We start from the raw sequence: 19,483 nt of genomic DNA, 5'->3' as shown, positions 1-19,483 counted from the left end.
GCCTCAAAAGGAGTGGCGTAAGGAGGTAACCCCGCATCCGTCGCCATCGACAGCGACGGATGCGGGGCTACACTTATGCGGGTCACCCCAGTGACTGCCCCTGGCTTCTAGACACCTCGCGCTGCTGTGTCATCGCTTGCTCCTGAGCGATTACCTGGTTCGCCGCCATCAGCTTGGCATCTGACTGCTCGACCGGAGTCTGCATCGCCTGCTGCACTGGCACATGCGCGCGCAGGTGCGCAGGATCGTTCAATTCTCCTTGAACGGCGATAAGGCGTTCAGGCCCGGCGACAACATGATCCACCCTTGTCAGTGCATTGCCGGAGAGCGATGCACTGGAAGCATTCGGATACTGATCTCCGTTGTCCTTGCAGGCGGCGAGAAGGCTCCTGCACACACGCTCACTGTTCTCATCGAATGGCACGCCAGCCTGGCTCCCGAGCCGCTGCACTCCTTCTCTGATTTGCAGGAGCATTGCGTGATCAGGGTGCGCAGGATTGTCGGGGCCAGTTCGGCCACCGTGTTGCTGCGGAGCAGGCCGGAGTTCGGGTGCATGAGGGTCCACATGCAGCAGCCGTTGCGTCTGGCCTCCCTGCTGCAGGTTGAGATCGGTGGTGCCATCGTGGTTTCGGGCGCGTGTCAGATTCTCGCGCGCGACAGAACTCCACTCACCGTTCAAGAACGCATGGCCCTGTCCATGCTTGTTCCAGTTGACCAGATCATTGCCTGCGGCATAGAAGCCTGGCCCATTGAAGCGCTCCGGATGCGCGCGGTCCGTGGGGCCGTACTGATGCATCCCGCCTCTATCCAAGGCACCGATGAACTGCCCCGCGCGATCGTCATGGATGAACAAGTTCTTGATGACGGGGTACTCGTGCGGCAAGTTCTGATGCGCCCTATCTGCATTGAGAGCAGTTGGATTGACGAGTGGGTCCGCCAGGACACTTGCCCACGCAGTCGAGAGAGGGCTTTCTCGATTCGCGTTGCGCAGCAAGTTGACGACCGCCGCACCCCTCAAGGCGTCGTCACGGCCCAGCTCAAAATAGTCTTTCTGACCTGAGCGCTTAGGGAGAAAACCGTCAATGGCAGCACTGACCTCTGCCACAGAGTCATACTGGTTCCCCTCAAGCTTACGAATCATTGTTGCGGCACGTACTTCGTTCTGGTTGTATGCCTTGCCAACCATCGCCGCCAGTTTCACTTGGTCGTCAAGTGACGCGTTCTGATACAGGTTGCTTCGCTGCAGCGGCGCGATGGCGCGATCCATCAACTTATCGATCTGAGCGACATCGCGGTCGTGCACCCAGGTAATGCCGGCATCGGAGGCAAGAAACGCGTCCAACCGCGATTTGACATCCGCATCCAGCGGGCGTCCATGGTCGTTTCTGATCGCATCTCCATCACGACCAAGATCCGCGATCGCTCTTGCCGCCTGATCGTCGGTCAACACCGACTGCGGCTGATGCGCCCTCGCCCAGTCCTGGTATGCATTGATCAGGTCCCTCGGAACGTTCTCGCCGTTAGGATCATTGGGCTGGTAGTGCTGCCCCAGGTCCGTCTGGATGGTACCGATCGAGTAACCACTGCTGTCCGCTGGTTCGAGCGTTGGCGTTGAGGCCTTGTCGCCTGCGACAACCAGTCGATATGCATCGTATCGACTCTCGGAGGTGACACCCACAGCGAAGTACAGGGTTGCACGCAACTCCTTGTCTGTGAGCGTACTCATTGTGCGTCCTCCGGATCCGAACAATCCTTGTCATAAGGCACGTCTTTACCTGTGACATCCGGATAAAGCGCGACAGTGCGACGATAGCTGGAACCATACTTCTCATATCGAATGAGCTGCCCTTCTTCCAGCTTGAACTGATCCTCTCGCTCGGAGAACGCCGGGCAAGCGGAGTAGCTCTTTCCTCCGTCGTCGCTGCAGTAGCGAACATACAACGTGTCTCCACGCACCTCTCCCTGCAACTGCCCATCATTGCCGCGAACGTTGGTCCCCTCGCTCCAATCTCCCGTCACGCGATCGCCATGTTGCTGCAGATGCAGGCTCAGATAGTGGCCCAAGTCGCATTTCTTGGCATACGCCCACTCCCCAGAGAACGACGGAGATTTGCTCGCGGAAGCGGTGGTAGCACACGAGGTGATCAACGTCATCACCATCACTAGCGCGGCCACTGGAAAACGCGGGCTTGATCGCTCTTGCTCAGCCATCGGTCACTCCTTGGACGTGGGTTGCGGCTCGTATGTGCGGAAGATAGCAACTAGGCCCGGGACGTTCCACACGTCACCAAGCACGTTAATTTGCTGAATGTTCTTGCCTCAACAAGCTAGGATCAATGCAGCCACCCGCTTTCTCCAGGCGGCGCCTCAGAGTCCAGCGCATAGACAGCCCGCTCCTCTCGTACGCGGTTGGACGCCGGTTCGCGCAGCGGCTGGCGCTTGATTTGCAGCAGCAGTTCATGCACGTCGTTCGCCGCGGCACAGAGCGTGCTCCCCACTTCCGGCAGGGTCTGGCTGGCACGCTCGGTCGCATCGCCGGCCGCCACTATCCGGGCATTGGCGGAGACGGTCTCGGCCAGTTGAGTGAGCCTGTCGATCTGCTGCTGCGTCACGCGGAACGTGCCGCTGCCCGCGTCAGGAACTGCCTGGACAGTGGCGTCGGGCCAGGCGTCGCGCGTGGTGTCGATCCGGTGGGAGGGATAGGACAGCGCTCCCAGCACAAGGTCCACTTGCTCGGCCAACAGCTCCAGGCAGAGTGCCAGTTCGCCCATGCGCACCTTGGGTTCGGCGGCGCGCTCCTCGGCCTGCGTGCGCGGCTGTGCCAGCCGGACCAGGAAGCGCACGTGATCGCGCAGCTTCGCCAGGCGGAACTGGCTGTCCTCCGGCAGGAAATAGCCGGGCATGTCGTCGTCGTCCAACCGGTCGTGCGCCATCGTTGCCTCCTCGTTCCATGAAGGGGTCCGGCCGCCACGCATGGCGGACGGGAAGTCGGGAGGTTCGAAACCGCTCATAGACGGCGGGCGTATTTCCCCGAAGGGTGTTGTATTAGCCGCCCTCCCGACGCAGGCATCGCGTCGGCTTGCGCCCGAGCCTCGGGCACAAAAAACCCACCAGTTTGTCGGAGGTGGGTACCGCTATGAGGGGAGTTTCGACGCTCCTTCATAAAAAGAGTGCTACACGATGCGTGGCCTGTCAACAGCGATTTTTAGAATCTCTCATCAGGAAGCTGACTCGCTCTAGCGCCGCGCGTGGCTACCCATTGATGGCCAGATTGGCTATCGCGTCGAGCTCGCTACGCAGTTAAGTTCCCTAAACTCAAACTGCAAGACAAGAAACTGCGCTCTGACCCCAAAATCCCCGTCATTAAAACCAATATATAAAATCCATCGTGTTTGCGAGCGGATCAAGATGTTCACCCTCAGGTATCGCCTCAAGCTTTTCAAGGACATGTCCTGGGACACAAGAAAGCGCCTCGGGATTTTTGCAAAAAACAGGATTTGCAGCCACGCTAGACCAATAGGATCCGTAAGACATTAGTTCACCAAGGCCGAAAGGATGACTTAAAGCTTGGGATATCCGGCCAAGATGATCAGTGACCAACACACCTCCCACATGCGGGAATGTTACGACCTTATTATCGGCATCTCGAAAATAGCTTTCCTCGGTGAGCAAGCCAGTCGCAAGATTGCTTAAAGGCCCAACCGCTTCATATAAGCGCTCACTCCAGCAAATCACCAACAGCCCATAAGTTAGTTTCTTATCGCTGTTAAATTGCGAAAATTTTCCTTGAGCACTATTGATAAAATCCTTTATTTTATTATCCAATGGATAAACTATCCTATTGGAGAACTGAGCCAAAAGCTCGCGATCCCATCCTCTATATGGAATCTGCATAGACGAGCCTGTCGCAGATCTTTTATGGGCCAGAAGCGACGGAGCCTTTACCTCGACCAACAGTCTCCAGTCTTCGCATTCAACCATAAATTCAGGATTTTTTAATCCATTCTCAGTAGGCTCCCAAGTAAAACTGAAGCCCTCTTCCTTTTTATAGACATCGACAAACTTCTCTGCGATAACAATTTCGCATAGCGCCTGCAGCAATTGCTCGTAAAAATTCTCATTTTCACCCATTAATGCCCCGAGTCGCTTTGCAATTAATTCAATAAATCCCGGCACTACAATGTCGAGCTTAGCAGAGGCGGTAATTATTCGCCGCCAAGGCGGCGTGCAATTAGCTACATGAAAGTCTAAGAAGTGCCGCCGGCTGCCGTCTCCAAGGACAGCATCCCCTAAATACTGCGCCGCGCGCTTGTAGTTTCCTTCTAGGCCCTCCATATCTAACCAATCCTTATCTTTTGATGAGAACGCGTCACTACGGTGATATCCATTGAAGCAACACTCCCCAGCATGCGCACATCAAGCCTACTGGGTTTTACAAACCATCTCCTGCACACTGCCCTTTAGGCGTATTACTCTAAGTGATTGGGTTTACCTCACCCCAATTCTGCCGCCGTCTTACGAATTTATTCTATACATAAGCTCTTCCAACGATACCTGATCGACGTCTCTGTTGGTCCATGCAAGCGTACAGTTAGCCGTTTTCAACGAATCTATTAATTTTGATATAACGGCGGCATCTCCATTTGCATGAATATACAACTTCCTAAGCGTCTTATCTTTCGGTTTACTTCCAAGTGGTAATTTTTTTATCCCTAACAGATTTGTCTTATCTGCCTCATCAACAATATCCACAAGCTTAGAGCGAACGTTAGGCCACACCTCCCGGATTTTATCTATTTTACTTTGGAGAGGCAGTTGACTAGGTATTTGCCGGTTCATCTGCTCCAAGAATCGCTCAAAGATAAAGGTCTCTCCATCTCCATTCAACATAAGCTCATCAATGATCGCCCTTTTATCAGCGGCTTCAAAATATATTAGGAAATCTCCATTTCTATGACTCCCATAGACCTTGAGCTTTAGAAAAACCCTAGTATTCCTCAGCTGAACGAAAAGTCTATCTTTTGACTCCTCGTCCTCTTTCGAAAAGAACATCATGAAAACGAATCGTCCATTACCATGCACTACTTCGAAGGCAAGCATGGGTTCGGCTCGCCGCAGGGACTCATTATAAATCTCAGATAGCCCAGTAAGATTAAACTTGATACTCATAGTTTCCTATCTGCGTTATCGTAAACGGCGTTGCTGGGATAAAAATTGCACCTGTCCGGTCCAATCATATGTCCTGCCGACTTTAATGCCCTTAGGACGGGCGCATTGCTTTATCAAGGATGTGGGAAAGAAAAGGCGCCAGGGATCCTGAAACTATTGCACGACCGGAAGATGTAGCTGCTATCGAGCCTCGAACACCAGCCTTCAAAACTTCGTATTTGACGCTGTCAACACTAAAATTTCTTGATTTTAAGTCATCAAGCTCCTCTAGCGACATCCCTTGCCTAGATGCGAACTCCATTCTGGCGATGACACCATCTGCAACACGCACATTGGTTACTTTAAGACTGACCATTTTGCAGTCATCAAAATCACTAGAATTAAATCCCACGATTTGCTCTCCGTCCAAGGTTTTCATCGGACTTACGGAAAAACCAAACCCAAAGATTTCGGTTAGCGCCTCAATGAGGCGCTTCGCTCCCCGCCCGCTATCACTGATGCGAACGACCGATGCAAAAACGCCGCTGGTAATGGCGACATCTACAGAGGATACGAGCTCGATGACTTCATCGTTTATACCACCATGCACTCGCTCGACAAGAAACGAGTGTCGAAAGTTAAACCTGCCAAGCGCAGCCGCGCCATGAACTTGCTCAAATGAGAACCAAAAGTTTGCTTCACTTTCCGAGGCCGGCAAAGCTGCAATATCAGCTGTTGCGAGCGCGCGACCATTTAATGCTAGTGCATACCACCGGTACGATTTCATACCGCACCTCCTTCCTCCGCAGCTTCGGTGGATTTAGCAGCGCCTTGAGGCGCGACACCCTTTGCCACCTTTAAAGCCGCTAACAATTCCCTGGCTCGCGCCTCGATCGCCTTCGATAGCTGCTCAGTTTCTCCTTTGGTAGGTGATCTTCTAGCTCTGCGGAAGCCGCTCTTCTCATCGCGCTCATTTACTCCAAGCACTACATACGAAAGACCGGTGCAACCGACAGGATCGGCGAAAACAACCTCAATTGAGTATAGATGGCCGCGATCAAACATCCCAACTGCTTGCCAGCCCACTCGAACAGTATAATAACCCTCTGCTGCGAGGTCATTAAACAATTTTGTTTTACTGACTCCGCTTCCACGCAGTGCAACACGTTCGACCTGAGGGGAATCGACATCCACCTCCTCACTTAGAAAACCAGATTTTGGTTTATATACATAGACATCGGTAACATCACGGAACGAATATCCGGGCAGGCCTGAGAAAAGATCATAGAAGAAGCGAGATCTTATCTTTGGCTCAGGATAATCATAAAGAGACACATCAACGCGGGCGAGGTCAGTACTGACTTCTTTTTTCAAAGCCCCTATAAATGTGTCGCGAACACTATCAATATAGGAATTTTGAGTGCTGCGAATCGTAGCGGTTCCGTCAGACATTCTAATTTCAAGGAAACCATCTCGAACTTGAATCTGATTGAATTCGCTCCGCCTGTAATCAATTTTAGAGTATTGGATGGCCACAAGCATGCCGTCAGCAATTTTGCTAACAGAGATGGAATCCCCTGCGTCCTCGAAGCTCTCTTTAATTGCCTCCACCGCCCTCCTAACTTCATCAATGGCGATTTTTCCAAGAAGTTGCGTTGCGGTTACTCTTTCACGTCTAGGCACGACTCCTAAGCGCGAAGAAATTTTCTTGTGGTCATAATAGTCGTGCTGCAAACGTGAAAATCGCTTGGAAAGGTCGCTACGATTACTTTCCGAACTTACAATTGTATTTCGATCGAGAAAAAGCTCGATCACTGTTACTGAATCAACCTTGTGTTCGTTGAGTGCATCGAATATATTTTTGTCCGTGGCGAAATATATAGAAGGACCGAATTTTTGCTCACTCATGTCCGCCACCCGCAATCACCCGGATTGTAAGCGGAGACCACCGCTTGAACTCGGCTAATATTGATCTTCTTTAGATTTTTTGACCTTGTCTCATCAAACCCCCAAGACCTTAGGTATCTATTCACAGCAATGTCAAAGTTTGATTGATAATTTTCATCAACATCACGCGCGCCAACTCGAATTCTAACTGGAAGCTCCGCGTCCAGAATTTGGTGCCGAGAAAAGCAATCAATCAAATACTCGAATTCTTCGTATGTCCCCCCTGATCTATTGTAGTACACCAGATAACCTGCATCGTGCTGCTCGGCTTTCGCATGCTTGATAATAAAAAATGGGCCAGCAATAGTCTCAACCGTTGCCTGCTGCCCCCAAACCGAGCCCACCCTTCTTGTCATTACAAGATCAGGATAATAAAAGGTATATTCCCTCGGCAGCTCATCCTGAGCTATTAATCTAAGAATATCGTTAGCCACGATGAACAACCTTGATATATCGCCCGGCCCCAGGAAATGCAGCACCACTGATTCCCTGAGCTCTAGCGTCCGCAAATTGACTTTTCTGAGTTCCTCAACAAAATTCTTTTCATAACCCCCGTCGTGATTGTGCACAAAGAGCAGCCCACGAATCTCGTGCGGCTCATCGACGACTACAGCAAACTTCTGCCGCCACTCATCCGACTCTTGCGCACATTCAACAGACATGGCTAGCGACTGAAGCGCTGACCTAACTTTTGTATTGCTTATTGAATCCTTTTGATAGCTTTTGAGATCAGTCAAAAGGTGCACTCTGCGCCCCGTATAGGGATCCTGATAGCTGAAAACGACGTCTGTTGGATGGCTGTTCTTCTCTTTACCACCACGAGTCGTATGCGTTTCATCTAAACATTTGAAGTTATCGTCTTTCCTTGGATGAAGATGCCACCCAAACGCCTTGAAAATATCCTTAGCTATTTTTGATGCAACCTCAGCAATATTTATGGTCTCAGCCATGTCCCCTCCCTGATATAGCTTCCTGCCTTGAATACTATCCTACAAAATAAAAGCGGCCCGAAGGCCGCTTTTTGTAGACTTAGATAAGCAGTGTCAAACCCCAACCGGATTAGCCTTCTCCGGATCGATCTTGTACTGCTTGATCGCCCGAGCCACATCCTTCCCGGTCATCTTCCCATCCTTCGCCAACGCCGCAATGGCGGCATGCGCGATGTAGTACCGATCGACCTCGAAGAACCGGCGCAGGTTGGCACGCGTATCCGAACGGCCGAAACCATCGGTACCCAGCACGGTGTAGTGCATCGGCACGAAGGCGCGGATCTGGTCGGCGAAGGCGCGCACGTAGTCGGTGGCGGCGATGGCCGGGCCCTGGCGGCCTTCCAGCAGCTGGGTGACGAACGGCTTGCGCTGCTCGCCTTCCGGGTGCAGGCGGTTCCAGCGCTCGGCGTCGAAGCCGTCGCGGCGCAGTTCGTTGAAGCTGGGGCAGGACCAGATGTCGGCGGTGACGCCGAAGTCCTTGTCCAGCAGTTCTGCCGCGGCGATGGCTTCGCGCAGGATGGTGCCCGAGCCCAACAGCTGCACGCGCAGTTCGCCCTTCTTGGGCTTGCCGGCGTCCTTGAGCAGGTACATGCCCTTGATGATGCCGTCTTCCGCGCCCGCCGGCATTTCCGGGTGGGCGTAGTTCTCGTTCATCAGGGTGATGTAGTAGTACTCGTCCACCTGCTCCTGCATCATCCGCTGGATGCCGTACTGCATGACCACGGTGACTTCGTAGCCGAAGGTGGGGTCGTAGCTGCGCACGTTGGGGATGGAGCCGGCGATGACCTGGCTGAAGCCGTCTTCGTGCTGCAGGCCTTCACCGTTGAGCGTGGTGCGGCCGGCGGTGCCGCCGAGCAGGAAGCCGCGGGTGCGCATGTCCGCCGCCTGCCAGGCGATGTCGCCCACGCGCTGGAAGCCGAACATGGAGTAGTAGATGTAGAACGGCAGCATCGGCACGTTGCTGACCGAGTAGCTGGTGCCGGCGGCCATCCACGAGGAGATGGCGCCCGGCTCGCTGATGCCCTGCTGCAGCACCTGGCCGGACTGGTCCTCGCGGTAGAACATCAGCTGGTCGGCGTCCACCGGCTTGTACTTCTGGCCGAACGGGGCATAGATGCCGATCTGCCGGAACATGCCTTCCATGCCGAAGGTGCGCGCTTCGTCGGCCACGATCGGCACGATGCGCGGGCCCAGCTCCTTGTCGCGCAGGGCGATGTTGAGGCTCTGCACGAAGGCCATGGTGGTGGAGTAGGTGCGCTCACCGCTGTCCTTGAGCAGGCGCTCGAACTTGTCCAGGCCCGGGGCCGGGATGGACAGGTCAGCCTTGCGGCGGCGCTGCGGCAGGTAGCCGCCCATCGCGGCGCGACGCTCCTGCAGGTACTGCACTTCCGGCGAGTCCGGGCCGGGGTGGTAGAACGGCACCTGCTCGGCGTCGGCCAGCTGCTTGTCGCTGAGCGGGATGTTGAAGCGGTCGCGGAACGCGCGCACGGCGTCGTCGTCCAGCTTCTTGGTCTGGTGGGTGGGGTTCAGCGCTTCGCCGGCCGAGCCCATGCCGTAGCCCTTGACGGTCTTGGCCAGGATCACGGTGGGCATGCCCTTGGTGTTCACCGCCTGGTGGTAGGCGGCGTAGACCTTGTGCGGATCGTGGCCGCCGCGGTTCAGGCGCCAGATGTCGTCGTCGGACAGGCCGGCGACCATGGCCGCGGTCTCCGGGTACTTGCCGAAGAAGTTGGCGCGGGTGTAGGCGCCGCCGAAGGCCTTGCAGTTCTGGTACTCGCCGTCGACGGTTTCCATCATCAGCTTCTTGAGGACGCCGTTGGTGTCCTTGGCCAGCAGGGCATCCCAGTAGCCGCCCCACAGCAGCTTGATGACGTTCCAGCCGCCGCCGCGGAACACGCCTTCCAGCTCCTGGATGATCTTGCCGTTGCCGCGCACCGGGCCGTCCAGGCGCTGCAGGTTGCAGTTGACCACGAAGATCAGGTTATCCAGGCCTTCGCGGCCGGCCAGGGCGATGGCGCCCAGGGTCTCGGGCTCGTCGCTCTCGCCGTCGCCGATGAAGCACCACACCTTGCGGTCGGACTTCTCGATCAGGCCGCGGTGCTCCAGGTACTTCATGAACTGCGCCTGGTAGATGGCGCTGAGCGGGCCCAGGCCCATCGACACGGTGGGGGTCTGCCAGAAGTCCGGCATCAGCCACGGGTGCGGATAGGAGGAGATGCCCTGCCCGTCCACTTCCATGCGGAAGTTGTTGAGCTGGTCTTCGCTGATGCGGCCTTCCAGGAAGGCGCGGGCGTAGATGCCGGGGGAGCTGTGGCCCTGGATGTACAGCAGGTCGCCGGGGTGCTTGTCCGAGGGCGCGCGCCAGAAGTGGTTGAAGCCCACGTCGTACAGGGTGGCGCTGGAGGCGAAGGAGGCGATGTGGCCGCCCAGGTCGCCCGGCTTGCGGTTGGCGCGGACCACGGTGGCCATGGCGTTCCAGCGGATGATCGAGCGGATCTTCCACTCGATGGCCGCATCGCCCGGGCTCTTGGCCTCGTTGGCGGGGGCGATGGTGTTGACGTACTCGGTGGTCGGCGAGAACGGCAGGTAGGCGCCGGAACGACGGGTCAGCTCGACCATGTCCTCCAGCAGCTGATGCGCGCGCTCGGGGCCTGCGACATCGATGACGGCCTTGAGCGATTCGATCCACTCCTGGGTTTCAGTGGGATTCGGATCGTTCTGCAGCACCTCGTTCAACCAGTTCATAACGCTCCCGTAGGTCGCACGCACGCGCGCGATGGCATGTGTTTTCTCGAAGCCTGCAAGTGTAGCGCAACCGCCTCTCAGGACCTCGTACGCCAGCGTATGGAACGGACTGTCACATTGGCCCGGGACACCCCGCGGGACAGCCGCAAAGGCCGCTGCGCCGGGCGGCCGCGGCTGCGCTTATGATCGGGCTCCAGGCCCCCGTGGAGCGCCGCCATCGCCCTTGCCTCGTCAGCGCAGGACGCCTCCGCGGTCGCCTGGCGGCACAGCCTGCGCACGCGCCTGCTGCTGTGGGGCAGCCTGCTGCAGGTGGCGCTGCTGCTGGGCCTGGCCCTGCTGTTCTACGTGGGCGCGCGCGAGGTGATGGTGCGCAACGCCCGCGAGGAGGTGGCCGGGCTGACCCAGCAGACCGCGCGCAGCCTGGACGCCACGCTGGGCTCGGTGCAGGTGAGCGGGCGCACGCTGGCCGCCGCCGCGGCAGGGCTGGGCCGGCAGCCGTTCAACCTGCGCAATCTGCTGCAGGCCACGCTGCAGGGCGACCCGGACATCGCCGGTGCCCTGCTGGTGATCGAGCCGGGCGCCCTGAAGGACGACGGCCGCGGCTTCGCCTGGCACCTGCGGCGCATCGCTGGCGGCATGCAGGAACAGTCGGCCGAGACGCTGGGCTTCGACCTGCACAGCATGCCCTGGTACCGACGCACGCTGGCCGCACCGGCGCCGTGGTGGTCCGAGCCGTACAGCGACGCCAGCGCCGGCGGCGCCTACCTGACCACCTACAACCTGCCGCTGCGCCTGCCCGGCGACGGGCCGCAGGCGCCGGCGATCGGCATGGTCAGCGTGGACGTGCCGCTGCAGCGGCTGCAGGCCATCGTCGCCGAATTGCCGGCCAACAGCGGGCTGCAGCCGATGCTGCTGTCGCCGGACGGGCTGTTCGTGCTGCATCCGGACCCGGCGCTGCGCTTCCGCCGCACCCTGGAGGCGCACGTGGCGCGGGCGCGGCCGGACCTGTCGCCGCTGGCGCAGGCGGCCGACGCCCACACCGCGGTGCGGTTCGAGCACACCGCGCCGGACGGCACCCGCTACCTCACCCAGAGCGCGGCGGTGGGCGACACCGGCTGGACCTTCGCGCTAAGCGTGTCGGAGGACTACATCCTGGCCGGGCTGGACCGCATCGTGCTGTGGGGCGCGCTGGCCGGCGCCGCCGCGCTGGCGCTGTGGCTGTGGCTGCTGCACCGCTACACGGTGCGGCTGGTGCGGCCGATCGAGGACCTGACCGACTCGGCGCTGCACTTCAGCCAGGGCGCGTTCGACTATCCGCTGCGCCACGTCGAACGCGCGGACGAAGTGGGGGTGATGGCGCGTGCCTTCGACAGCGCGCGTGGTTCGATCAAGCGCCAACTGGACGAGATCGCCACGCTGGCGCAGGCGCGGCAGCGCATGCAGAGTGAGCTGTCGATCGCGCGCGACATCCAGTTGGCGATGCTGCCGGGCGGGCGCACCTTCGACAGCGCCCACAAGCATCTGGAGACGTATGCGCTGCTGGAACCGGCAGAGATGGTCGGCGGCGACTTCTACCAGTTCTTCGAGACCGAGCCGGGGCTGCTGTGGTTCGTGGTCGGCGACGTGTCCGACAAGGGTGTGCCGGCGGCGCTGTTCATGGCGCGGGCGATGACCGTGCTGGAGATCGCCGCGCGCCGGCACACGCGCCCGGACGCGATCCTGATCGCGGCCTCGCAGCGGCTGGTGGAAGGCAACGAACCGTGCATGTTCGCCACCGTGCTGTGCGGGCTGATCGACGTGCACAGCGGCGACTACTGGCTGTCCAGCGCCGGCCACGAGCCGCCGTTGCTGCTCGGCGCCGATGGCCACGCGGCACTGCTGCCGCTGGAATCGGGTCCACCGCTGGGGCTGGAGCCGCAGTCGCGCTACCCGGTGGTGCATGGGCGCCTGGCCGCCGGCGCCACCTTGCTGAGCTACACCGACGGCATCACCGAGGCGATGGATGCGCAGGACCGGCCCTACGGCGAGGCGCGGCTGCTGGCGGCGCTGCAGCCCGGCGCCGACGCGCAGGCGCAGTGCGCCGCGGTGCTGGCCGACGTGCAGGCGTTCACCGCGCCGGCACCGCAGTCCGACGACATTACGCTCCTGGCGATCCGGCTACGCCAGGATCCGGCACGGGAGGCGACGCGATGATGCTGCGATGGCAGATGGAACCGGCAATCGATGCACTGGCGCAGTTGAGCGACAGCGTGGAGGCGGCGCTACGGCGCCATGGCGTGAGCGGCGAGCAGGTCAGCCGCACCCGGCTGATCGTCGAGGAACTGGCTTGCAATACCCTGGAGCACGGCCACCTGCGCCGCGCCCCGCTGCCGGTGGACGTGATCGTGCACCTGCAGCCCGAAGCGCTGGTGCTGGAATTCCACGACAGCGGCCCGGCCTTCGACCCGCGCGATGCGCCGGTGCCGGACCTGGACGCGGACATCACCGAACGCCCGATCGGCGGCCTCGGCCTGCACCTGGTGCAGCAACTGGCCGACCGCCTGGACTACCGCCACGACGCCGGCCGTAATGTGGTGCGCATCGTGTTGCTGCAACCTGCCGATCCCCCTCTTCAGGAGTCGCCCGCATGACCACGTTGAGCCTGCAGATCGACCCGGCGCAGGACAAGCGCCAACGCCTCACCCTGAGTGGGCGGCTGGACACGCACACCTACCAGGCGCTGGACGAGGCGCTGGCGCCGCTGCTGGCCACGCCGATCACCACGTTAGTGCTGGACCTGTCGCACCTGGACTACATCAGCAGCGCCGGCATCCGCTCGATCTTCAAGGCGCGCAAGGTGCTGGCCGCGCGCGACGGGCGGGTGCTGGTGGTGAACCCGCAACCGCAGATCCGCAAGGTGTTCGACGTGGTCAAGGCGGTGCCGTTGAACGAGATCTTCACCTCGGTGCAGGAGCTGGACGAGTACCTGGACGAGATGCAGCGGCGGGTGTTGGAGCAGGAGCGCGGTGGCTGAGGTCAGGCGGCGTCTGTGCGGTACGCCCGCAACCACTGCCTTTTTGCTCCTCGTAGATACCGTCTTACCCCCTAGCAGGCAAGGCCCCTTTTCGGATCGAACGCGGTGCCCGATTTGAGAACCCCGTAGGCCAGGTGCAGGAGCTTGCGCATAGCGGCGCACACGATCTGCTTGCCGGCTTTGCCGCGTTCGCTCAGCCGCTGTTTCAGCGTCCGGATGATCGGGTTGTGGGTCATGGCCACCAGGGCCGGCATGAACAGGCCCGCGCGCAGGCGGGGCGAGCCGGTGCGCGAGATGCAGACGTGGCCTTTGCGCTCGCCCGACTCCTGCAGGCACGGATTCAGGCCCGCGAAGGCGGTAACCGCCGAGGCATCGGCGAAGCGCCTCACATCGCCAAGCTCGGCCAGCATCAAGGCCGCGCTGGTGTCGGCAATGCCCTGGATGCTCACCAGCAGCTCGCGCTGCCCACGCAAGGTCGGATCCTGGTCGATATGGTCATCGATGGCCTGCTCGATCTGGGCGATGTGGTGTTGCAGATCGGCCAGATGGACCTGGATCGAGTCCTTCACCTGGGCCGGAGCGACCTCCAGCCGGTTGCGCTCCATCTGCAGCATCTGTTGCAGATCCTGGCGCCGGCGCACCAGCGCTTTGAGCTGCTTGAGCGCCGGCGGATCAGGGTGCCAACGGCGCAACTGCTCGCGGTGACGCAGGGCATAACTGGCGATCAGCTTGGCATCGCTGCGATCGGTCTTGACCCGGCTAAGCTGGCTGCGTGCGTACGCGGCCGTCTGCGCCGGGTTGAGCACGCACACCCGATAGCCGCGTGCGTGGAGGAACTCGGCCAGCGCCTGGTGGTAGGTGCCGGTGGCCTCCATGGCGATCCAGCTATCGGGCTGCGCATGCGTCTGCAGCCATGCCTGCAGAGCCTGGAAGCCCTTGGCGTCGTTGGACAACTTGGCCTTGGTACGGTGCTTGCCATTGGTCAGATCGATGGCCACATCGAAACTGCGTTTGGCGACGTCGATGCCGATGACGGGAGACATACGCGATTCCTCCATCGTGTCAGGGTCATGATCGGCGCTGGGCCCGGTCCTGCCTTGTCGATGCGAGTTCACGCCCGGGGGCGGACTCTGGATACCGTTCGGACACACAAAGGCCAGCATGTGGAGGGCGGAGCCGATCTACGATGCAAGCTCGAAGCTTTAGGAGCGACTGGACCTCCCACACCTCCTCCGATGATCAGTCGGAAGACATGACGCCTGTCTAGGGGCGACATGTCCAGATACAAGGAGCGGCTTCAGCCGCGACAGGCGTCACCGGTAACGCCCATCGCGGCTGAAGCCGCTTGTGTCAAATAAGGGTCTATCGTTGTAGGTGAGAGCGGAGTGCGGCAGGCCGTTTAGCCGCAGTGCCAGCAAGCACGAGTAGGAGTCAGCGCCGCCGCACTCCGGTTCTCCTGCCTGACAAGCCCGAACAGTTGCCCGAGTGACGAGCTCGAACTCCACAAGCATGGGCATCGGCAGGAGCGCTCTCGTCCATGAGTCTACTGCGGAGAACGTCTATGCGGCGCCATGTCGGGATCGATGCATCCAAGGCTGAGCTGGTCATTCATGTCCTGCCGGACGAGCAGGCCTGGACCCAGCCCAATACGCCACAGGGGCAGCGTGCGCTGGCCCAACGTCTGGCTGGGATGGACTGCGAGCGGATCGTGCTGGAAGCCAGCGGTGGCTACGAACGTGCCGTGCTGCAAGTGTTGCGGCAGGCCGATCTGCCCGTGGTGCGGATGCCCGCCGATCGTCCGCGCAAGCTCGCCCAGGCCTTGGGCCTGCATGCCAAGACCGATGCCCTGGACGCGCGCCTGCTGGCCATCGCCGCCCAGCACATCCCGACCACCCCCACGCCCGTGGCGCCCGAGCACCAGCAGTCTCTTCGCGAACTGCTGGACCTGCGTGCCACCCTGGTGAGCCAGCGTGATGCCCATCGGCGGCGCCTGGAGCACATCACCAGCGCCAAGGTGCAACACCGCTGCCGAGAGGTGATCGCCCTGCTGAACCAGCAGATCCAGACGTTGACGCAGGAGATCGGGCAGCAGGGCAAGACCTGCTCGAGCCTACCCAAGGTGCCTGGGCTCGGCACGATCCTGCGCGCGGTTCTGGCCGCGCGGTTGCCAGAGCTGGGCACGCTGCCGCCACGCAAGCTCGCTGCCTTGGTCGGGCTGGCCCCGTTCAATCACGACAGCGGTTGCTGGAAAGGCCAGCGCCGCATCAAAGGCGGACGTGCCGACGTGCGGCGCGTGCTGTACATGGCCACCTGGGCCAGCATCCGCGCCAAATCCCCCTTGGCCAACACCTACGCACGTCTGCGCGCAGCGGGCAAGCCGGCCAAGGTCGCCATCGTCGCCTGCATGCACAAGTTCCTGCGCTGGCTCAATGCCATCGCGCGCGATCAGGCCCCGTACGCTCCTCCTGTCATCGCAGGTGCATGACAGTTGACTCCTACAGGGATGGGCTGGGCGTCCTTGTGGGAGGGACTTCAGTCCCGACGACGGAGTGTGTCAGTCGGCTTTCGGCTTCGCTTGGCGCAGCTGCATGACCGTTGATTCCCGCACGGGGCGCCGCTGACCCAGGCAACCGGAGCAACTCACGCCCACATAGATCCAAGCGCACCGAATGCATGCGCACGACGCAAACGCGCGCTGTCGCCCTGACTGAACCAAACCCCCCGCGCTCCAGCGCCCGGCCTGCCAGGCGCTTGCCGACCACACAACTTCGATATATCTTTTCCACACCTGATTCGACATATCGAAATGCCACGATCTCATGCCCCCGGCCCGCACCCCGCGCACCGCCTGTTCGAAGACGAGCGGGCCGGCCGCGGCCGTGGCGCACGCGGCCCCCGCCCACTCGGCCACGGCGACCTGCGGCTGTTGCTGCTGGCGATGATCGAGACCCAGCCGCGCCACGGCTACGAGCTGATCCGCGCGGTGGCCGAGCTGTTCCATGGCCTGTACACGCCCAGCGCCGGCACGGTCTACCCGACCCTGGCGCAACTGGAAGCGCAGGGCCTGGTGCAGGCCGACGCCGACGCCACGCGCAAGCGCTATGCGATCACCGCGGCCGGCCAGGCCTTCGTGCAGGCCGAGCGCGCGCAGGTGGAGGCGGCGCTGCACCGCACCCATCACAGTGCGCGGGCGCTGGTGCGCGCCAACGTGCCTGCGCCCGTGCGCGAGGCGATGCATCGCATCAAGCACGGCCTGCTGGCGCGGCACGGGCGCTGGGACCCGGACGAGATCGAACGCGTCGCCGCGCTGCTGCATGCCGCCGCCGACGGCATGGACGGCAGCAACTCCTGACTCCCTTCCAGCCAGCGCGCGGGTGCTTGCAAGGTTTCGCCCCGCGTCGCGCGCCAATCCCCTCCCCCACTTTCCGAGGATTCCCATGGCGACCCACGAACACCGCCTGCTGCGCCACCCGCTGCGCCTGCGTCATCTGCAGGTGCTGCGCACGCAACCGCTGACCCCGCACATGCGCCGCATCGTCGTCGGCGGCCCCGAGCTGGACGGCTTCGTCAGCGCCGGGCCGGACGACCACGTCAAGCTGTTCTTCCCCAACCCCGAAGGCGCGTTCGTGCTGCCGACGATGACCGAGCACGGCCCGGTGTACCCGGCCGACGCGCTGCCCTCGCCCGCCCGCGACTACACCCCGCGCCACTACGATGCCGACGCGCAGGAACTGACCCTGGACTTCGTGCTGCACGGTGATGGCCCGGCCTGCCGCTGGGCGGCGCAGGCCGACCCGGGCGATGCGCTGGTGGTCGGCGGGCCGCGCGGCTCGTTCGTGGCCGCCGACGATTTCGACGCCTATGTGCTGATCGGCGATGAGACGGCATTGCCGGCGATCGGCCGCTGGCTGGAGACCCTGCCGGCCGACGCGGAGGTGGACGCGCTGATCGAGATTCCCGGCTACGCCGACCGGCAGACGCTGGACTGCGATGCCGAGCTGCGCGTCACCTGGCTGGAGCGCAATGGCGTGGACGCACGCAGCAGCCAGCTGCTGGAAGGTGCGCTGCGCGATTTCGACCTGCCCGACGGCGATGCGTTCTACTGGATCGCCTGCGAATCGGCACGCGCGCGGATGATGCGCAAGTTCGTCGAAGGCCACCTCGGCGTGCCCAAGGAATGGATTCGCGCGACGGGGTATTGGAAGGCGGGCGGGGACGCGGCCGAAGACTAAGCGCGTTTCATAACGACAGGAAACACACGCGCAGGAGCGTCGGCGCCAGATCACGGCAACGCGGCGCAATAGCCCCTCTCCCACCGGGAGAGGGGTTGGGGTGAGGGTAAGGGACGCGCCTGGCACTTCGAGCGCATGTAGCTTCGCCCAGGGCATCACGGTAAAGCCATCGCGGCTGAAGCCGCTCCTTGTATCTGGACATGTCGCCCCTAGACAGGCGTCATGTCTTCCGACTGATCATCGGAGGAGGTGTGGCAGGTCCAGTCGCTCCTAAAGCTTCGAGCTTGCATCGTAGATCGGCTCCGCCCTCCACATGCTGGCCCTTGTGTGTCCGAACGGTATCCAGAGTCCGCTCCCGGGCGTGAACTCGCATCGACAAGGCAGGACCGGGCCCAGCGCCGATCATGACCCTGACACGATGGAGGAATCGCGTATGTCTCCCGTCATCGGCATCGACGTCGCCAAACGCAGTTTCGATGCGGCCATCGATCTGACCAATGGCAAGCACCGTACCAAGGCCAAGTTGTCCAACGATGCCAAGGGCTTCCAGGCCCTGCAGGCATGGCTGCAGACGCATGCGCAGCCCGATAGCTGGATCGCCATGGAGGCCACCGGCACATATCACCAGGCGCTGGCCGAGTTCCTCCACGCACGAGGCTATCAGGTGTGCGTGCTCAACCCTGCGCAGACGGCCGCGTACGCACGCAGCCAGCTCAGCCGGGTCAAGACCGATCGCAGCGATGCCAAGCTGATCGCCAGTTATGCCCTGCGTCACCGCGAGCAGTTACGCCGTTGGCACCCTGATCCGCCGGCGCTCAAGCAGCTCAAAGCGCTGGTGCGCCGGCGCCAGGATCTGCAACAGATGCTGCAGATGGAGCGCAACCGGCTGGACGTCGCTCCGGCCCAGGTGAAGGACTCGATCCAGGTCCATTTGGCCGATCTGCAACACCACATCGCCCAGATCGAGCAGGCCATCGATGACCACATCGACCAGGATCCGACCTTGCGTGGGCAGCGCGAGCTGCTGGTGAGCATCCAGGGGATTGCCGACACCAGCGCGGCCTTGATGCTGGCCGAGCTTGGCGATGTGAGGCGCTTCGCCGATGCCGCGGCGGTGACCGCCTTCGCGGGCCTGAATCCGTGCCTGCAGCAGTCGGGCGACCGCAAAGGCCACGTCTGCATCTCGCGCACCGGCTCGCCCCGCCTGCGTGCGGGCCTGTTCATGCCGGCCCTGGTGGCCATGACCCACAACCCGATCATCCGGACGCTGAAACAGCGGCTGAGCGAACGCGGCAAAGCCGGCAAGCAGATCGTGTGCGCCGCCATGCGCAAGCTCCTGCACCTGGCCTACGGGGTTCTCAAATCGGGTACGGCGTTCGATCCGAAAAGGGGACTTGCCTGCTAGGGGG

The 19,483-nt window shown here is 61.0% G+C and carries 17 protein-coding genes; 7 read left to right on the top strand and 10 right to left on the bottom strand.

Going from position 1 to position 19,483, the window contains the following annotated elements:
* Nucleotides 1–82: 82 nt before the first annotated feature.
* The 9 genes from RAB71_RS02650 to aceE all read right to left on the bottom strand — a co-directional run bounded on the left by RAB71_RS02650 (nt 83) and on the right by aceE (nt 10,829).
* The gene (locus RAB71_RS02650; protein WP_081481858.1) at nt 83–1,726 is read right to left on the bottom strand and encodes an XVIPCD domain-containing protein; all 1,644 of its coding nucleotides are present in this window, start codon (nt 1,724–1,726) and stop codon (nt 83–85) included.
* Nucleotides 1,723–2,211 (bottom strand): hypothetical protein, encoded by a 489-nt coding sequence (locus tag RAB71_RS02645; RefSeq protein WP_234006677.1) that lies wholly within the window; start codon nt 2,209–2,211, stop codon nt 1,723–1,725. Before RAB71_RS02645 ends, RAB71_RS02650 begins: the two co-directional genes overlap by 4 nt.
* Nucleotides 2,212–2,333: 122 nt before the next feature.
* Nucleotides 2,334–2,933, bottom strand: a complete 600-nt coding sequence (locus tag RAB71_RS02640) for an XAC0095 family protein (RefSeq protein ID WP_010340140.1) — start codon at nt 2,931–2,933, stop codon at nt 2,334–2,336.
* Between the two features lie 430 nt (nt 2,934–3,363).
* A complete protein-coding gene (locus RAB71_RS02635; protein ID WP_138985689.1) occupies nt 3,364–4,335 on the bottom strand; it encodes a hypothetical protein in 972 nt (323 codons plus the stop codon).
* A gap of 180 nt (nt 4,336–4,515) precedes the next feature.
* Nucleotides 4,516–5,100, bottom strand: coding sequence for a hypothetical protein (locus tag RAB71_RS02630; protein WP_138985690.1), 585 nt, complete (start codon nt 5,098–5,100; stop codon nt 4,516–4,518).
* Nucleotides 5,101–5,260: 160 nt separating this feature from the next.
* Nucleotides 5,261–5,935 carry a hypothetical protein gene (locus tag RAB71_RS02625; protein ID WP_138985691.1) on the bottom strand — a complete coding sequence of 225 codons (675 nt, stop codon included), beginning with the start codon at nt 5,933–5,935 and terminating at the stop codon, nt 5,261–5,263.
* The gene (locus RAB71_RS02620) at nt 5,932–7,056 is read right to left on the bottom strand and encodes a hypothetical protein (RefSeq protein ID WP_138985692.1); all 1,125 of its coding nucleotides are present in this window, start codon (nt 7,054–7,056) and stop codon (nt 5,932–5,934) included. Before RAB71_RS02620 ends, RAB71_RS02625 begins: the two co-directional genes overlap by 4 nt.
* Entirely contained in the window at nt 7,053–8,045 is a 993-nt protein-coding gene (locus tag RAB71_RS02615) for a hypothetical protein (protein ID WP_050946503.1), read from the bottom strand. The genes RAB71_RS02620 and RAB71_RS02615 overlap by 4 nt, the downstream gene beginning before the upstream one ends.
* 93 nt (nt 8,046–8,138) lie before the next feature.
* Nucleotides 8,139–10,829 carry a pyruvate dehydrogenase (acetyl-transferring), homodimeric type gene (gene aceE / locus RAB71_RS02610; RefSeq protein WP_029561694.1) on the bottom strand — a complete coding sequence of 897 codons (2,691 nt, stop codon included), beginning with the start codon at nt 10,827–10,829 and terminating at the stop codon, nt 8,139–8,141.
* A gap of 216 nt (nt 10,830–11,045) precedes the next feature.
* Between aceE and RAB71_RS02605 the strand changes: the two genes are divergently transcribed.
* Genes RAB71_RS02605 through RAB71_RS02595 form a run of 3 tightly spaced genes read left to right on the top strand, consistent with a single transcriptional unit; the run spans nt 11,046 to nt 13,842 of the window.
* Nucleotides 11,046–13,022, top strand: coding sequence for a SpoIIE family protein phosphatase (locus RAB71_RS02605; RefSeq protein WP_081481860.1), 1,977 nt, complete (start codon nt 11,046–11,048; stop codon nt 13,020–13,022).
* Nucleotides 13,019–13,459 carry an ATP-binding protein gene (locus tag RAB71_RS02600; RefSeq protein WP_029561695.1) on the top strand — a complete coding sequence of 147 codons (441 nt, stop codon included), beginning with the start codon at nt 13,019–13,021 and terminating at the stop codon, nt 13,457–13,459. The genes RAB71_RS02605 and RAB71_RS02600 overlap by 4 nt, the downstream gene beginning before the upstream one ends.
* Nucleotides 13,456–13,842 carry an STAS domain-containing protein gene (locus RAB71_RS02595; protein ID WP_010340145.1) on the top strand — a complete coding sequence of 129 codons (387 nt, stop codon included), beginning with the start codon at nt 13,456–13,458 and terminating at the stop codon, nt 13,840–13,842. Before RAB71_RS02600 ends, RAB71_RS02595 begins: the two co-directional genes overlap by 4 nt.
* A gap of 71 nt (nt 13,843–13,913) precedes the next feature.
* Here RAB71_RS02595 and RAB71_RS02590 read toward each other — a convergent pair whose 3' ends face one another.
* Nucleotides 13,914–14,885, bottom strand: coding sequence for an IS110 family transposase (locus RAB71_RS02590; protein WP_043094910.1), 972 nt, complete (start codon nt 14,883–14,885; stop codon nt 13,914–13,916).
* Nucleotides 14,886–15,403: 518 nt separating this feature from the next.
* Between RAB71_RS02590 and RAB71_RS02585 the strand changes: the two genes are divergently transcribed.
* The 4 genes from RAB71_RS02585 (at nt 15,404) to RAB71_RS02570 (ending at nt 19,479) form a co-directional block, all read left to right on the top strand.
* A complete protein-coding gene (locus RAB71_RS02585) occupies nt 15,404–16,327 on the top strand; it encodes an IS110 family transposase (RefSeq protein WP_082042375.1) in 924 nt (307 codons plus the stop codon).
* 321 nt (nt 16,328–16,648) lie between these two features.
* Nucleotides 16,649–17,194: a PadR family transcriptional regulator gene (locus tag RAB71_RS02580; protein WP_087943465.1), complete on the top strand. Its 546-nt coding sequence runs from the start codon at nt 16,649–16,651 to the stop codon at nt 17,192–17,194.
* Nucleotides 17,195–17,279: 85 nt separating this feature from the next.
* A complete protein-coding gene (locus tag RAB71_RS02575) occupies nt 17,280–18,074 on the top strand; it encodes a siderophore-interacting protein (RefSeq protein WP_010342044.1) in 795 nt (264 codons plus the stop codon).
* 433 nt (nt 18,075–18,507) lie between these two features.
* Nucleotides 18,508–19,479: an IS110 family transposase gene (locus tag RAB71_RS02570; RefSeq protein WP_353940057.1), complete on the top strand. Its 972-nt coding sequence runs from the start codon at nt 18,508–18,510 to the stop codon at nt 19,477–19,479.
* Nucleotides 19,480–19,483 lie beyond the last annotated feature (4 nt).

The sequence above is a fragment of the Xanthomonas sacchari genome (genome assembly GCF_040529065.1).
Lineage (GTDB): Bacteria > Pseudomonadota > Gammaproteobacteria > Xanthomonadales > Xanthomonadaceae > Xanthomonas_A > Xanthomonas_A sacchari.
Note: the sequence above shows the minus strand (reverse complement) of the source record. Positions and strands in the feature narration are given on the sequence as shown.

What these genes read in the sequence shown, in the direction of transcription:
- RAB71_RS02620 (WP_138985692.1), bottom strand. Translation starts at nt 7,056, where the DNA reads ATGAGTGAGCAAAAATTCGGTCCTTCTATATATTTCGCCACGGACAAA.
- RAB71_RS02590 (WP_043094910.1), bottom strand. Translation starts at nt 14,885, where the DNA reads ATGTCTCCCGTCATCGGCATCGACGTCGCCAAACGCAGTTTCGATGTG.
- RAB71_RS02585 (WP_082042375.1), top strand. Translation starts at nt 15,404, where the DNA reads ATGCGGCGCCATGTCGGGATCGATGCATCCAAGGCTGAGCTGGTCATT.
- RAB71_RS02570 (WP_353940057.1), top strand. Translation starts at nt 18,508, where the DNA reads ATGTCTCCCGTCATCGGCATCGACGTCGCCAAACGCAGTTTCGATGCG.
- RAB71_RS02635 (WP_138985689.1), bottom strand. Translation starts at nt 4,335, where the DNA reads ATGGAGGGCCTAGAAGGAAACTACAAGCGCGCGGCGCAGTATTTAGGG.
- RAB71_RS02640 (WP_010340140.1), bottom strand. Translation starts at nt 2,933, where the DNA reads ATGGCGCACGACCGGTTGGACGACGACGACATGCCCGGCTATTTCCTG.
- RAB71_RS02575 (WP_010342044.1), top strand. Translation starts at nt 17,280, where the DNA reads ATGGCGACCCACGAACACCGCCTGCTGCGCCACCCGCTGCGCCTGCGT.
- RAB71_RS02595 (WP_010340145.1), top strand. Translation starts at nt 13,456, where the DNA reads ATGACCACGTTGAGCCTGCAGATCGACCCGGCGCAGGACAAGCGCCAA.
- RAB71_RS02625 (WP_138985691.1), bottom strand. Translation starts at nt 5,935, where the DNA reads ATGAAATCGTACCGGTGGTATGCACTAGCATTAAATGGTCGCGCGCTC.
- RAB71_RS02615 (WP_050946503.1), bottom strand. Translation starts at nt 8,045, where the DNA reads ATGGCTGAGACCATAAATATTGCTGAGGTTGCATCAAAAATAGCTAAG.
- RAB71_RS02630 (WP_138985690.1), bottom strand. Translation starts at nt 5,100, where the DNA reads ATGCTTGCCTTCGAAGTAGTGCATGGTAATGGACGATTCGTTTTCATG.
- RAB71_RS02645 (WP_234006677.1), bottom strand. Translation starts at nt 2,211, where the DNA reads ATGGCTGAGCAAGAGCGATCAAGCCCGCGTTTTCCAGTGGCCGCGCTA.
- RAB71_RS02580 (WP_087943465.1), top strand. Translation starts at nt 16,649, where the DNA reads ATGCCACGATCTCATGCCCCCGGCCCGCACCCCGCGCACCGCCTGTTC.
- aceE (WP_029561694.1), bottom strand. Translation starts at nt 10,829, where the DNA reads ATGAACTGGTTGAACGAGGTGCTGCAGAACGATCCGAATCCCACTGAA.
- RAB71_RS02600 (WP_029561695.1), top strand. Translation starts at nt 13,019, where the DNA reads ATGATGCTGCGATGGCAGATGGAACCGGCAATCGATGCACTGGCGCAG.
- RAB71_RS02650 (WP_081481858.1), bottom strand. Translation starts at nt 1,726, where the DNA reads ATGAGTACGCTCACAGACAAGGAGTTGCGTGCAACCCTGTACTTCGCT.